The sequence below is a fragment of the Lysobacter antibioticus genome (assembly GCF_001442535.1).
GTDB lineage: Bacteria > Pseudomonadota > Gammaproteobacteria > Xanthomonadales > Xanthomonadaceae > Lysobacter > Lysobacter antibioticus.
This window is the reverse complement of record NZ_CP013141.1, coordinates 3,870,932-3,886,942: the sequence shown is the minus strand read 5'-3', so window position 1 is coordinate 3,886,942 and position 16,011 is coordinate 3,870,932. Positions and strand designations below refer to the sequence as shown.

Annotated in this window: 1 protein-coding gene (running past one end of the window); it reads left to right on the top strand. The window is 70.2% G+C overall.

Annotated elements, in window-relative coordinates; genetic code table 11:
• Positions 1–16,006, top strand: partial view of a non-ribosomal peptide synthetase gene (locus GLA29479_RS15680; protein WP_057972122.1) — the 3' portion only. The gene continues 8 nt to the left of window position 1, outside the view; the window shows 16,006 of its 16,014 coding nt (coding positions 9–16,014); the start codon falls outside the window, past its left edge; the stop codon is at positions 16,004–16,006.
• Positions 16,007–16,011: the final 5 nt, after the last annotated feature.

Below are 16,011 nucleotides of genomic sequence, written 5' to 3'. Positions count from 1 at the left end.
GCCCGCCGACGAACGCGCCGATGCATTGGCGCAAGCCATCGCCGACGACCAACAGCAGCGCTTCGAGCTGACCCGTGCGCCGCTGCTGCGCTTCGTGCTGGTGCGCGAGTCGGCGAGCCGCCATTACCTGTTGTTCACCAGCCACCACATCCTGCTCGACGGCTGGTCCTCGCCGATCCTGCTGCAAGAGCTGTTCGCGCTGTACCGCAACGGCGCCGACGCGCAGGCGCTGCCGCGGGTCACGCCCTATCGCGACTACATGCGCTGGCTGACCTCGCGCGACGCCGCCGCGGCGCGCAGCGCCTGGCGCGATGCCTTCGCCGGTTTCGAAGAACCGAGCCGGATCGCCCCGGCGACCACCTCGCCGGCGGTGCCGGATACCTTGCGCATCGACCTGCCCGACGCGCTGGTGCAATCGCTGACCCGGCTCACGCGCGGCCTCGGCGTGACCCTCAACACCGTCGTGCAGGCCGCGTGGGGGCTGTTGCTCGGTCGCCTGACCCATCGTCGCGACGTCGCCTTCGGCACCACCGTCTCGGGGCGCCCGCCGGAGCTGGCCGGCGTCGAGCAGATGGTCGGCTTGTTCATCAACACCTTGCCGCTGCGCCTGCAATGGCGGCCGGACGAATCGGTGCGCGAGCTGCTTGTACGCCTGCAGAGCGAGCAATCGGCGCTGCTCGATCACCAACACCTCGGCCTGACCGAGATCCAGCGCCTGGCCGGGCACGCCGAGTTGTTCGACACCCTGGTGGTGCTGGAGAACTTCCCGGTCGGCGACGATGCGGACGACGCGCCCGATGCGCTGCGCATCGCCCTGCACAGCCACCACGGCGGCGACACCTCGCATTACCCGGTCGGCCTGGCGCTGATCCCGGGCCAACCGTATCAGCTCAAGCTCAGCTACCGCCCCGACTTGTTCACGCGCGAGCAGGTGCTGCGCCTGGGCGGCCGTTATCAGCGTTTGCTGGAAGCCTTCGTCGCCGATGCGCAGCAGCCGGTCGGCCGCATCGAACTGCTCGACGCCGCCGAAGCGACGCAGGTGCTGCGCGACTGGAATGCGAGCGAACACGCGGTGCCCGCACAGACCTTGGCCGAGCTGGTGAGCGCGCAGGCGGCGCGCACGCCCGAGGCCGTCGCCGTCGTGTTCGAAGACGAGCGCCTCAGCTACGCCGAACTCGACGCGCGCGCCAATCGCCTCGCCCACCGACTGATCGCCGACGGCATCGGCCCGGAGGATCTGGTCGGCGTGGCCCTGCCGCGTTCGCTGGAACTGGTCGTCGCCCTGTGCGCGGTGCTCAAGAGCGGCGCGGCCTATCTGCCGCTCGACACCGATTACCCGAGCGACCGCCTCGCCCACATGATCGCCAACGCCGCGCCAGTGCGGGTGCTGACTCGCGGCGATGTGGTCGAACGGCTGCCTGCACACGAGGGCCTGCTATGCGTCGACGACGCCGGCTTCGTCGCCTCGCTGGACGGTTTCCCGAGCAGCGCGCCAACCGACGCCGAACGCACGCGCCCGCTGCACCTCGATCACCCGGCCTACGTCATCTACACCTCCGGCTCGACCGGCACGCCGAAAGGCGCGGTGATCCCGCACCGCGGCATCGTCAACCGCCTGGCCTGGATGCAGGGCGAGTACGGCCTGCAGGCCGACGACGCGGTGCTGCAGAAGACCCCGACCAGCTTCGACGTGTCGGTGTGGGAGTTGTTCTGGCCGCTGCTGCATGGCGCCCGTCTGGTCGTCGCGCGCCCCGACGGCCACCGCGACCCGGCCTATCTCGCTGACCTGATCCAACGCGAACAGGTCACGACCGTGCACTTCGTCGCCTCGATGCTGGAGATGTTCGTGCAGGAACCGAGCGCGGCCGCCTGCACCCGCCTGCGCCGCATCGTCTGCGGCGGCGAAGCGCTGTCGGCCGATCTGCATCGCCGCGTCGCCGCCCACATCGGCCGGCCGCTGCACCATTCCTACGGCCCGACCGAGGTCTCGATCGGCGTCACCGCCTGGCCCTGCCGCGAGGTCGAGGACGGGCCGATTCCGATCGGCGGGCCGATCTGGAACACGCGCTTGTACGTGCTCGACAACGCGCTGCGGCCGGTGCCGGCCGGCGTCACCGGCGAGCTGTACATCGCCGGACCGGGGCTGGCGCGCGGTTACCTGGGCCGCGCCGCGCTCAGCGCCGAACGCTTCGTCGCCGATCCTTTCGTCGCCGGCGAACGCATGTACCGCTCCGGCGACCTCGCCAGTTGGCGCGAGGACGGGGGCATCGTCCACCGCGGCCGCGTCGACCATCAGGTCAAGTTGCGCGGCTTCCGCATCGAACTCGGCGAGATCGAGGCCGAGCTCGCCCGCGCCGGCTACCCGCGCAACAGCGCGATCGTGCGCGAGGACCGGCCGGGGCAGAAGCAGATCGTCGCCTACGTGGTTTCCAGTTCAGAGGTGAATCGCGAAGCGCTGCGCGAGACCTTGGCCGCACGCCTGCCCGAGTACATGGTGCCCACGGCCATCGTGGTCCTCGACGCGCTGCCGCAATTGCCCAACGGCAAGCTCGACCGCAAGGCGCTGCCGGCGCCGGACTTCGTCCCGGCCAGCCAACGCGCCCCGCGCAATCCGCGCGAACAAACCCTGTGCGCGCTGTTCGCCGAAGTGCTCGGTCTGTCCGACGAGCACGCCGCCCAGCTCGGCATCGACGACAGCTTCTTCGTGCTCGGCGGCCACTCGCTGCTGGCGATCCGCCTGATCAGCCGCATCCGCGCCGAACTCGACGTCGAGCTGTCGATCCGCCGCTTGTTCGAGCACCCGACCGTCGCCGGCCTCGCCACCGCGCTCGATCCCGCCCAACACCGGCGCCTGGCCTTGCGGCCGATGCCGCGGCCGCAGACCCTGCCGCTGTCGTTCGCGCAACGCCGGCTGTGGTTCCTGCACCAGTTCGAGGGCCCCAGCGCCACCTACAACATGCCGCTGGCGTTGCGCCTGGATGGCGAGCTGAACGTGGACGCGCTGCGCGCCGCGCTGGCCGACCTGTGCGAGCGCCACGAAAGCTTGCGCATCGTGTTCCCGGCCGGCGAAGTACCCAGCCAACACGTGCTCGATCATGCAGCGCCGACCTTGGACCTGATCGACAGCGACGAAGCCGGCCTCGCCCACGCGCTGTCCACCGCCGCCGCCTACGCTTTCGACCTGCGCCACGAGATTCCGCTGCGCGCGACCCTGGTCCGGCTCGGCCCGCAACAACACGCCCTGCTGCTGTTGCTGCACCACATCGCCGGCGACGGCGCCTCGCTGGCGCCGCTCGCGCGCGATCTGGCCGAGGCCTATGCCGCGCGCCTCGACGGCGGCGCGCCGATCCGCGCCCCGCTGCCGGTGCAGTACGCCGACTACACCCTGTGGCAACAACAACTGCTCGGCAACGAAGCCGATCCCGACAGCCTGATCGCGGCGCAGATCGCCTATTGGCGCGACACCCTGGCCGGCCTGCCCGAGCAGATCGAACTGCCGAGCGACCGCCCGCGCCCGCCGCGCGCCAGTTACCGCGGCGGCCAGTGCGGCTTCGCCCTCGACGCCGACACCCATGCGCGTTTGCGCGCGATCGCGCGACGCCATCACGCGACCTTGTTCATGGTCCTGCAGGCCGCGCTCGCCGCGACCCTGACCCGGCTCGGCGCCGGCACCGACCTCGCCATCGGCACGCCGGTTGCCGGCCGCCAGGACGCGGCCCTGCACGAACTGGTCGGGCTGTTCCTCAACACCCTGGTGCTACGCACCGACACCAGCGGCAACCCGCGCTTCAGCGAGTTGCTGGCGCGGGTGCGCGCGACCGATCTGGCCGCGTTCGAGCACCAGGATCTGCCGTTCGAGCAACTGGTCGACACGCTCAAACCCGAGCGCTCCTTGAGCCATCACCCGCTGTTCCAGGTGCTGCTGGTGCTGCAGAACACCGAACAGGCCGAGCTGCAACTGCCCGGTTTGCACGCCCGCGCGGCCGAGTTCGCTCTCGATGTGGCCAAGTTCGATCTGAGCCTGGCCTTCTGCGAACGCTTCGACGACACCGGCCAGGCCGGTGGCCTCGACGGCGCGCTCGAATACGCCAGCGATCTGTTCGACCCCGCCACCGCCGAGGCGATCGCGCTGCGTTTGCAGCGCATGCTGCTCGCGGTCGCCGAAGACGACAGCCGGCCGATCGGTGCGGTCGAGCTGCTCGACGATGGCGAGCGGCAGCGTCTGCTGCGCGATGGCAACGACACCGCACACACCATCGAACTCGAATCGGTCGCGGCCGCATTCGAGCGCCAGGTCGCGTCGAACCCGCAGGCGATCGCGGTGGTCGGCGACGGTATCGAGTGGAGCTACGCCGAACTCGACCGCCGCGCCGAAGCGCTCGCCCACGAACTGCGCCGTCGCGGCGCCGCTGCCGAACGCGGCGTCGCCCTGCTGTTGCAACGCTCGCCCGACTTGGTCGTCGCGGTGCTGGCGGTGCTCAAGACCGGAGCCTATTACCTGCCGCTGCATGAACAGCACCCCGACGAACGCCTGAACCAGTTGCTGGCCGAAACCGATGCGGCGCTGCTGATCTCCGATGCCAGCCTGGACGGGCGTTCGATCGCACTGGCGGATCCGTTGCGCCTGGATGCGTTCGACTTCAGCCGCAACGAACCGCGCACCCGCCGAGCCACGATCCATCCCGAGCAGCTGGCCTACGTCATGTACACCTCCGGCTCGACCGGGGTGCCCAAGGGCGTGGCGGTGCGCCAGCGCGACGTGGTCGAGTTCGCCCGCGACCGCCGCTTCGCCAGCGGCCACGAAACCGTGCTGCTGCATTCGACTCACGCCTTCGACGCCTCGACTTACGAGCTGTGGGTGCCGCTGCTCAACGGTGGGCGCATCGTGGTCGCGCCTGTTGCCGCCAGCGACGGACGCGACTTCCAACGCCTGATCGAGGCCTACGGTGTGCGCAGCCTGTGGCTGACCGCCGGCTTGTTCCACGAGTTCGCCGAATCCGCGCCGGAGCTGTTCGCCGGTCTACGCCAGGTCCTGGCCGGCGGCGACGTGCTCTCGACCGAGGCCATCCGCCGCCTGCAGGCGCGGCATCCGCAGTTGCGCATCGTCAACGGTTACGGCCCCACCGAGACCACCACCTTCGCGCTGACTTGCGCGGTGCCGACCTTGCAGCCGCAGGCGCGTTCGGTACCGATCGGCGCACCGCTCGACAATATGCAGGTCTACGTGCTCGACGAGGCGCTGCAGCCGGTGCCGGTCGGCGTGCCCGGCGAGTTGTACATCGCCGGTGCCGGCCTGGCCCGCGGCTATCTGCGTCGCCCTGCGCTCAGCGCCGAACGTTTCATCGCTAATCCCTTCGCGATCGGCCAGCGCATGTACCGCTCCGGCGACCGCGTGCGCTGGCGCGGCGACGGTCAGATCGATTACCTCGGTCGCGCCGATCAGCAAGTCAAGCTGCGCGGTTTCCGCATCGAACTCGGCGAGATCGAGGCCGCACTGACTCAGGCCGGCTACGCCCAGAACGCGGTCATCGTGCGCGAAGACCGCCCCGGCCAAAAGCAACTCGTCGCCTATGTTGTCGGCGACGCTATCGACTCCGAAGCGCTGCACCATGCGCTGGCCGAGCGGCTGCCCGAGTACATGCTGCCGGCCGCCTTCATCGCACTGACCGCTTTGCCCTTGACCGCAAACGGCAAGCTCGACCGCAAGACGCTGCCGGCGCCGGATTTCGCTCCCGCCAGCATGCGCGAACCGCGCACCGCGACCGAAACCGCGCTGTGCGCGTTGTTCGCACAGGTGCTCGGGCTGGAAAGAGTCGGCATCGACGACAGTTTCTTCGCCCTGGGCGGCGACAGCATCGGTTCGATCCAACTGGTCGCCCGCGCCCGTCGCGCCGGCCTGCGTTTCAGCGCCCGCGACGTGTTCCAGCACGCCTCGGTGCAGGCCCTGGCCGAGGTCGCGACGACCCTGGCCGAGGCCGACGCGGTCGAAGTCGAAGCGCCGGTCGGGGTGTTGCCGGCGACGCCGATCATGCGCTGGCTGCTCGAACGCCGGGGGCCGCTCGACCGCTTCAGCCAATCGATGCTGCTACGGGTGCCGGCGCTGAAGCATGAGCCGCTGCAGGCCGCATTGCAGGACCTGATCGATCACCACCATGCGCTGCGCTTGCGTCTGGCCGGCGGCGACACGCTGGAGATTCTGCCGGTCGGCAGCGTCGATGCCGAAGCCTGTCTGCAGCGGATCGACCTCGCCGGCCTGAGCGGAGAAGCCCGCGAAGCGGCCATGCAGGCCGCCGCCGAAGCCGCGCAGCGCCGCCTCGCCCCGCGCGACGGCCGCCTGCTGCAGGCGGTCTGGTTCGACGACGGCGAGGACTCGCGGCTGTGGCTGGCGATCCACCATCTCGCCGTCGACGGCGTGTCCTGGCGCATCCTCGTGCCCGATCTGCAGGCGGCCTGGGAAACCCGCAGCGAGGCCCGCGTGCCCGCGCTCGAAGCGGTGCCGACCTCGTTGCGACATTGGGCGCTGGCGTTGCCGGCGCTGGCCGAAGCGCGCCGGCACGAGCTGCCGTTCTGGCAAGCCATGCAGGGCGGCCACGACCCGCGTCTGAGCGCGCGTGCGCTCGACCCGCAACGCGACACCAGCGCCACCCAACGCGGCCTGTGGCTGCGCCTGGAAGCCGAGACCACCCGGGTGCTGCTGACCCGCGCCACCGAACGCATCCATGGCCGCATCAACGACGTATTGCTGACCGCATTCGCGCTCGCGCTGGCCGACTGGCGCCGGCGTCGCGGCCTCGACGAGGCCGACACGGTCCGTTTCGACCTCGAAGGCCATGGCCGCGAAGCCATCCTCGACGGCGTCGACCTGTCGCGCACGGTCGGCTGGTTCACCAGCCTGTTCCCGTTGCAACTCAGCCTGCCGCGCGGCGAACGCGAAGCCGCCTTGCGCGGCGGCGCGCCGCTGGAACGCGCGCTCAAATCGGTCAAGGAACAACTGCGCCGTCTGCCCGACCACGGCATCGGCTACGGCCTGTTGCGCTACCTCAGCGACGCCGGCCGCGACGCCTTGCAATCGCTGCCGCCCTCGCAGATCGGCTTCAATTACCTCGGCCGCTTCAGCGTCGCAGGCAGCGGCGCACACGAGCCGCACTGGACCCTGGCCGACGAAGCCGCGCTCGGCGGCGACGGCGACGAGGCGCGTCCGCTCGCGCATGCGCTCGACCTCAACGCCAGCACCGAGGACGGCGCCGAAGGCCCGGTGCTCTGCGCCGGTTGGAGCTGGGCCGGCGAGCTGTTCGAGGAGGACGCGATACGCGACCTCGCCGAGACCTGGTTCGCGGTGCTGCGGCGCATCGCCGAGACCGTCGCCGACACCGAGCGGCATCTGCTGACGCCCTCGGACGTGCCGCTGACCGCGCTCGATCAGGCCCAGATCGAAACCATCGAAGCCGCCCAGCCGCCGCTGCTCGATCTGCTGCCGCTGTCGCCGCTGCAACACGGCTTCCTGTTCCACGCTGTCTACGACCAGGACGCGGGCACGCCTACCGCGGCAGCCAGCGACAGCTATGTCGTGCAGATGGCCTTCACCCTCGAAGGCGCGCTCGACGTCGCCGCCTTGCGCCGCGCCGCGCAGGCGCTGCTGCAACGCCATCCGAACCTGCGCGCGGCCTTCGTGCATCAGGACCTGGCCGCGCCGGTGCAGGCGATACCGCGCGATGCGGTGCTGCCGTGGCGTTCGATCGCCCTGGAAGGCAGCGCGGACAGCCGCGCCGCCGAACTGGAGGGACTGTTGCGCGAAGACCGCGCGCAAGGCTTCGACCTCGAACGCGGCCCGCTGCTGCGCTTCACCTTGGTGCGCGAACACGAACATCTGCACCGACTGGTGCTGACCAATCACCACATCGTGTTCGACGGCTGGTCGCTGCCGATCCTGCTGGAAGAGCTGTTCGCGCTGTACGCCAACGGCGGCGACATCGAGGCCTTGCCGCGAGTGGCGCCGTATCGCGACTACCTGGCCTGGTTGTCGAACCGCGATCGCGTCGCCGCGCAAGCGGCATGGCGCGACTACCTCGACGGCGTCGACGAAGCCACCCGCGTCGCCGGCAGCGCACACGCCGGCGCGGCCACCCAGGTGTTGACCGAGCATCTGCCCGAAGCGCTGAGCTGCCAACTCGGCCATCAGGCGCGCCGGCTCGGCCTGACCCTCAACACCCTGACCCAGGCCGCCTGGGCGCTGCTGCTCGGCCGCATCACCGGCCGCGACGACGTGGTGTTCGGCACCACCGTGTCCGGGCGCCCGCCGGAACTCGCTGGTATCGAACGCATGGTCGGCTTGTTCATCAACACCATGCCGGTGCGCGTACGCCTGCACCCCGGCCAGAGCCTGGAAAGCCTGTTGCAGTCGGTGCAGGCCGGACAGTCGGCGATGCTCGAACACCAGCACCTGAGCCTGCCGGAGGTGCAGAAACAGGCCGGGATCGGCGAGCTGTTCGACACCCTGACCGTGTTCGAGAACTACCCGATCGACGAGAACGCGTTCGGCGACGACGGCGCCAGCGTGGCGGGCGCCGCGCTGCGCATCGGCCGCCACAGCCAGCACGGCGGCGATGCCTCGCATTACCCGCTCGGCCTGGCGGTGATGCCGGGCGACACTCTGCGCCTGAGCCTGAGTTACCGCGACGACGCTTTCCATGCGGACCAAGCCTCGCAACTGCTCGGCGCCTATCTGCGCATCCTCGAAGCGATCGCCCACGACCCGGACCGCAGCGTCGGTCGGGTCGAACTGCTCGACCAAGCCGCACGCGAACGCCTGCTGCGGTCGTTCAACGCCACGGCCCGCGCAACCGCCAGCGCGACCACCGACGGTGGCGCCCTGCACGAGTTGTTCGAGGCCCAGGCCGCGCGCACGCCGAACGCGCCGGCCCTGATCGGCGCCGGCGACGAGCTCGATTACCTCGCCCTGGAACGCCGCGCCAATCGCCTCGCCCATATCCTGATCGCCCGCGGTCTGGGTGCGGAAGACCGCGTCGCGGTGGCGCTGCCGCGCTCGCCCGATGCCATCGTCGCCCTGCTCGCGGTGCTCAAGTCCGGAGCGGCCTACCTGCCGCTGGACCCCGAGCATCCGCTCGAACGCGTCGGCCATATCCTCGGCGATGCGCGCCCGGCGCTGCTGATCGGCGAGGCCGGTTTCGCCGCACGCCTGCGCACGCTCGAACACGCCGTGCCGATGCTCGCGATCAATGCGCCGGCGACGCGCGAGCTGATGCAACTCGCCAGCGAGCGCGCCCCACGCGACAGCGACCGCCGCTGCGTGCTGCGCGACCACCACAGCGCCTACGTGATCTACACGTCGGGTTCGACCGGACAGCCCAAGGGCGTCGCGGTCGAACACCGCCAGGCGGTGAATTCGATCCGCGCCCGCGCCGCGCGCTACGCGCCGCATCGCAGTGCGGTGTTATTGCCGTCGCTCGCCTTCGACGCTTCGCTCGCGGCGATCTTCGGCAGCCTCGCCATCGGCGCCAGCCTGGTGGTGCCGGCCAGCGGCCTCGAACACGATCCGCAGGCGCTCGCTGCGCTGGTGCAACGCCACCGGGTCGAGCAATGGATCAGCGGGCCTGGCCTGTATGCGGCGGCCTTGGAGCACGGCGACGCCCTCGCCTCGCTGCGCAGCGTGGTGCTCGGCGGCGAAGCGATCGCGCCGAGCGTGCGCCAGCGCCATGCCGAACGCGTTGCGCCGGCGCGGCTGTACAACGAGTACGGCCCGACCGAAGCGGCGATCTGGTGCGCCTCGGCCGACGTCGGCGCAGCCGAAGTAAGCGAGCTGGCCTGCATCGGCGGGCCGATCGCCAACACGGCTTTCTATGTGCTCGACGGCGCCCTGCAACCGGTGCCGGTCGGGATGGCCGGCGAGCTCTATATCGCCGGCGCCGGCATCGCCCGCGGCTACCTCGGCCGCGCGGCCCTCAGCGCCGAACGATTCGTCGCCAACCCGTTCGAGCCCGGGGCGCGGATGTACCGCTCCGGCGACCGGGTGCGTTGGCGCGACGACGGCCAGCTCGACTACCTCGGCCGCGTCGACCAACAGGTCAAGATCCGTGGCTACCGCATCGAACTCGGCGAGATCGAGGCGGCGCTGGCCCAAGCCGGCCATGCGCGCAACGCGGTGATCGTGCGCGAGGACCGGCCCGGACAGAAGCAGCTCGTCGCCTATCTGGTCGGCGGACACGCCGATGCCTCGGCACTACGCGAGACCCTCGCCCGACAATTGCCCGACTACATGGTGCCGGCCGCATTCGTCGCCCTCGATCGTCTGCCGGTGACGCCGAACGGCAAGCTCGACCGCAAGGCGCTGCCGGCGCCGGACTTCGCCACCGGCGCGCGCGAACCGCGCAACGCCGTCGAAACGCTGCTGTGCCAGTTGTTCGCGCAAGTGCTGGGATTGGAGCGGGTCGGCATCGACGACAGCTTCTTCGCCCTCGGCGGCGACAGCATCGGCTCGATCCAGCTGGTCAGCCGGGCACGCCGCGCCGGCCTGCGCTTCAGCGCCCGCGACGTGTTCCAGCAGCAATCGGTGCAGGCGCTCGCCCGCGTCGCCGCGGCGATCGACGGCGCGGTGGCGGCTCCGACGCAAGCGCCGGTCGGCGTGTTGCCGGCCACGCCGATCATGCGTTGGCTGCTCGAGCAGGACGGCTCGTTCGACCATTTCGCCCAATCGATGTTGCTACAGGTGCCGCTGCTGCAACGCGAGCCGCTGATCGCCGCGCTGCAGGACCTGATCGATCATCACGATGCCCTGCGTCTGCGCCTGAAGGCCGGCGACGTGCTGGAAATCGGTGCAGTGGGCAGCGTGGCCGCGATCAGTTGCCTCAACCATGTCGACCTGCACGGCCTCGATGCGCAGACCCGCGCCTGGACCATCGGCCGGCACGCCCAGGCCGCGCAGGAACGGCTGTCGCCGCGCGAAGGCCAGATGCTGCAAGCGGTGTGGTTCGACGACGGCGAGGATTCGCGCTTGTTCCTCGCCCTGCATCACCTCGTCGTCGACGGCGTGTCCTGGCGCATCCTGATCCCGGACCTGCAAGCGGCCTGGGAAGCGCGCAGCGCCGGCGGCGCCGCCGAACTGGAAGCGGTGCCGACTTCGCTACGTCATTGGGCGCTGGCCTTGCCCAAGGCCGCGGCCCAACGCAGCGGCGAATTGCCGTTCTGGCGCTCGATGCTCGAAGGCATCGACCCGCCGCTGGCTACCCGGACACTCGATCCGCAGAGCGACGCCGGCGCCGTCCGGCACAGCCTCGGCCTGCGCCTGCAGCCCGAGGTCACCCGGGTGCTGCTGACCCGCGCCACCGAACGCATCAACGGCCGCATCAACGACGTCCTGCTGTGCGCGTTCGCCCTGGCCGTGGCCGAATGGCGCCAGCGCTGCCTCGGCATCGACCTCGACACGGTCCGCTTCGAGCTCGAAGGTCACGGCCGCGAAGCCATCGTCGACGGCGCCGATCTGTCGCGCACGGTCGGCTGGTTCACCAGCCAGTTTCCGCTGCAGCTGTCGCTGGCCGAGATCGAACGCGACGCAGCCCTGTCCGGCGGCCCCGAGCTCGAACGCGCGCTCAAGTCGATCAAGGAACAACTGCGCCGCCTGCCCGACCAGGGCATCGGCTACGGTCTGCTGCGCTACCTCGACCCGGTCGCCGGCGCAGCTTTGTCGGCCTTGCCGTCGCCGCAGATCGGCTTCAATTACCTCGGCCGTTTCGCCATCGCCGGCACCACCGGGCAACAGCATTGGGCGCCGGCAACCGAGGTCCTGCTCGACGGCCCCAGCGACGCAGCGCGGGGGCTCGCGCACGCGCTCGACCTCAACGCCACCACCGAAGACGGCCCGCACGGGCCGGTGCTGTGCGCCGCCTGGAGCTGGGACGGCGCGCTGTTCGACGAGATCGCGGTGCGCGACCTCGCCGAGACCTGGTTCGCGGTGCTGCGCCGCATCGCCGCCACCGTCGCGGCCGGCGAGCATCGGCTGCTGACCCCGAGCGACCTGCCGTTGACCACGCTCGAGCAACGCCAGATCGAAACCATCGAGGCGACCCAACCGCGCTTGCTCGATGTGTTGCCGCTGTCGCCGCTGCAACACGGTTTCCTGTTTCACACCCTCTACGACGAGCAGGCGCAGGACCGCTACATCGTGCAGATGGCCTTCACCCTGAGCGGCCCGCTCGATGCGGCGCGTCTGCGCCGCGCCGCCCAGGCCCTGCTCGAACGTCATCCGAACCTGCGTGCGGCCTTTCTCCATCACGGCTTGCGCGAACCGGTGCAGGCGATCCCCTGCGAGGTCGAGCTGCCCTGGCAGGAGCACGCGCTCGACGGCGACGAGGCGAGCCGCGAGTCCGCTCTCGAAGTCTTGCTGGGCGAGGACCAGCGCCGCCGCTTCGAACTCGGGCGTGGACCGTTGCTGCGCTTCACGCTGATTCGCGACGGTTCCGATCGCGACGGCAACAGCGCGCGCCACCATCTGCTGTTCACCAGCCACCACATCCTGCTCGACGGCTGGTCCTCGCCGATGCTGTTGCAGGAGCTGTTCGCCCTGTACCGCAACGACGGCGACGCCACCGCCCTGCCGCAGGTCGCGCCGTATCGCGATTACCTGAGCTGGCTGTCGATGCGCGACCGCGAGCGTTCGGCCGCGGCCTGGCGCGAAGCCTTGGCCGGGCTCGCCGAACCGACCCGCCTGGTCGCCGCCTCGACCGCGGCAACCGTGCCGTCGGCGCTGTCGCTGCGCCTGCCGGCATCGCTCGGCGATGCGCTGGCGCTGCAGGCGCGGCGCCATCAGCTGACCCTCAACACCCTGGTCCAGGCCGCTTGGGCGATCGTGTTGGGGCATCTGACCCGCCGCGACGACGTGGTGTTCGGCGTGACCGTGTCGGGACGCCCGCCGGACGTCGCCGGCATCGAGCGCATGATCGGTTTGTTCATCAATACCGTGCCGCTGCGCCTGCAACTGCGGCCGCAGGAAAGCCTGCTCGAGTTGTTGCAGCGCTTGCAATTGCAGCAATCGGGCCTGCTCGAACACCAGCACCTCAGCCTGGCCGAGATCCAGCGCATCGGCGGGCTCGGCGAGCTGTTCGACAGCCTGCTGGTGTTCGAGAATTTCCCGGTCGAACCCTCGGCGGTCAGTCATGGCGGCGACCAACGCGACGACATCGAGATCGCGCTGCGCGGCAACCACGGCGCAGCGGCGACGCACTACCCGCTCGGCCTGTCGGTGACGCCGCCGGTACCGGGCCAGCCGCTGCATCTCGACCTGAGCTATCGCCCGGACCTGCTCGATGCCGCGCGTGTGCGAGGCATCGCCGGCCGTTTCGCGCGAGTCCTGGAAGCCATCGCTCAGGCGCCGGACACCCGGGTCGCCGCGCTCGATCTGCTCGACGACGACGAACGCGAGCAGGCCCGGCAACGCAACGACACCGCACGCGCGGTGCCGGACGCGAGCGCGATCGCGCTGTTCGAGGCCCAGGTCGCGCGCACGCCGGATGCGGTGGCGCTGATGTTCGGCGAACAGCGCATCGCCTATGCCGAACTCGACCGCCGCGCCGACCGTCTCGCTCGCCGCCTGCAGGCCGAGGGGATCGGCCCCGATAGCATCGTCGGCCTGTGCGTGGAGCGCTCGCCGGACGCGGTGGTCGGCCTGCTCGGCATTCTCAAGGCCGGCGGTGCCTACCTCGCGCTCGACCCGGACTACCCGTCGCAGCGTCTGGCCTACATGCTCGGCGACGCACGGCCGGTCGCCGTGGTCACCCAAGCGTCGCTGCGTTCGCGCCTGCCGGAATCGTCGGCGCGCCTGATCCTCATCGACAGCGAAGACGTCGTCCCGGATACCCCGGTGCGCGGCAGCCCGCTTCCCGAACACCTGGCCTATCTGCTGTACACCTCCGGCTCGACCGGCCGGCCGAAAGCAGTGATGGGTACGCACCGCAACGTCGCCTCGCGCCTGCATTGGGACATCGAGACGGACGGCGAAGTCGAAGAGATCTACGCGCAGAAGACCACGGTCAACTTCATCGACGTGCTGTGGGAACTGTTCATGCCGCTGATCCGCGGCCAGCGCGTGCTGGTGCTGACGCGCGAACAGGCCACCGAGCCCGAGCGCCTGATCGAGGCACTGGCCGAGGCCGGCGCGACCCGCATCGTGCTGGTGCCGTCGCTGTTGCGGGCCCTGCTCGACAGCGGCATCGACCTCGCCGCACGCTTGCCGAAGCTCTACTACTGGTCGTGCAGCGGCGAAGCACTAAGTTTCGAACTGGCGAACCGCTTCAAGGCGGCCTTGCCGAATGCGCGTCTGCTCAACATCTACGGCACCTCCGAATTCTGGGACGCGACCTGCTTCGAGGCCCGCGCCGAGGACAGCGGCGACCACGGCGTGCCCTTGGGGCGCATGATCGACAATATGCGCGCCTACGTGCTCGATCCGTTCCTGCGGCAGGTGCCGGTCGGTGCGCCCGGCGAGCTCTACGTCGCGGGTAACGGCCTCAGCCGCGGCTATCTGCGCCAGGCCGGGCTCAGCGCCGAGCGCTTCCTAGCCAATCCCTTCGAGCCGGGGGCGCGCATGTACCGCTCCGGCGACGTAGTGCGTTGGCGCGAGGACGGCGAACTGGAGTATCTGGGCCGCGCCGATCATCAGCTCAAGATCCGCGGTTTCCGCATCGAAGCCGGCGAGATCGAGGCCTTGCTCGCAGCCGACGACGCGGTCGCCCAGGCCACGGTCAGCGTGCGCGAGGACCGGCCCGGGCAGCGCCAATTGGTCGCCTATCTGGTGCCGGCCGCGGGCCGCCAGCCGGATACCCAGGCCTTGCGCGAGGCGCTGGCGGCGCAGTTGCCGAGCCATATGCTGCCTTCGGCCTGGGTGGCGATCGAACGCCTGCCGCTGCTGCCGAACGGGAAGATCGACCGCAAGGCGCTGCCGCCGGCGGATGCGCCGCAACGCCGCGCCTCCAGCACGCCGCAGCAGCAAGCGCTGTGCGCCTTGTTCGCCGAAGTGCTGGAACTCGACGAGGTCGGCATCGACGACGACTTCTTCGAGCTCGGCGGCCATTCGCTGCTCGCACCGCGTCTGATCGGCCGTATCCGCGGCACCCTCGGCGCCGAACTGTCGACCCGGGCGCTGTTCGAAACGCCGACCGTGGCTGCCTTGGCGCAACGCCTGGCCGAGCCGCTGCAGGCACTGTCTTCGCTGCAGCCGGTGTTGCCGATCCGGACCCAGGGCTCGTTGCCGCCGCTGTTCTGCCTGCATCCGGCCGGTGGCCTGGGCTGGTGGTATAGCGGCCTCGCACGTCATATCGATCCGCAGCGGCCGATCTACGCCCTGCAGGGGCGTGGGCTGGTCGACGGCGCGAGCGTGCCCGAACGCCTGGAAGACGTCGCCGAGGACTGCCTGGCGCAGATTCGCGCGCTCCAGCCGGAAGGGCCGTATCACCTGCTCGGGTGGTCCTACGGCGGCGTGCTCGCGTTCGAGATCGCCCAGCGCCTGCAGCAAGCCGGCGAACAGGTCGCTCTACTCGCCCTGCTCGACAGCTATCTGCTCACCGCCTTGCCGCAGTTCGATCCGGCGGCGAACGACAAACCGCGCGAGCGCATCCTGCACGAGTTCCTCGAACACAGCGGTTGCGACCTCGCCGGTTACGACGCGGCGACGCCCGACTACGCCCGCGCCGCGCAGTTGCTCGACGGCAGCATCTATTCGGGCTTCGAAGCCGGCCAACTGGAACGCTTCATCGCCGCCACCGCCAACGACGTCGCGATGCTCGGCCGCTACCTGCCGCGCCATCGGTTGCGGGGCGAGTTGGTCTATTTCAACGCCGCCGCCGGCAAGGGCGATGGCGACCCGGGCGTAGCCGAGTTCCAGGCCTGGGTCGACGGACGCGTGCAGGTCCACGACATCGCTTGCCGCCACGACGAGATGGCGCACCCGCAGCACCTGGCCCAGATCGGCCGCGTGCTGGCGCAGCGCTACCGGATCTGAGCGAT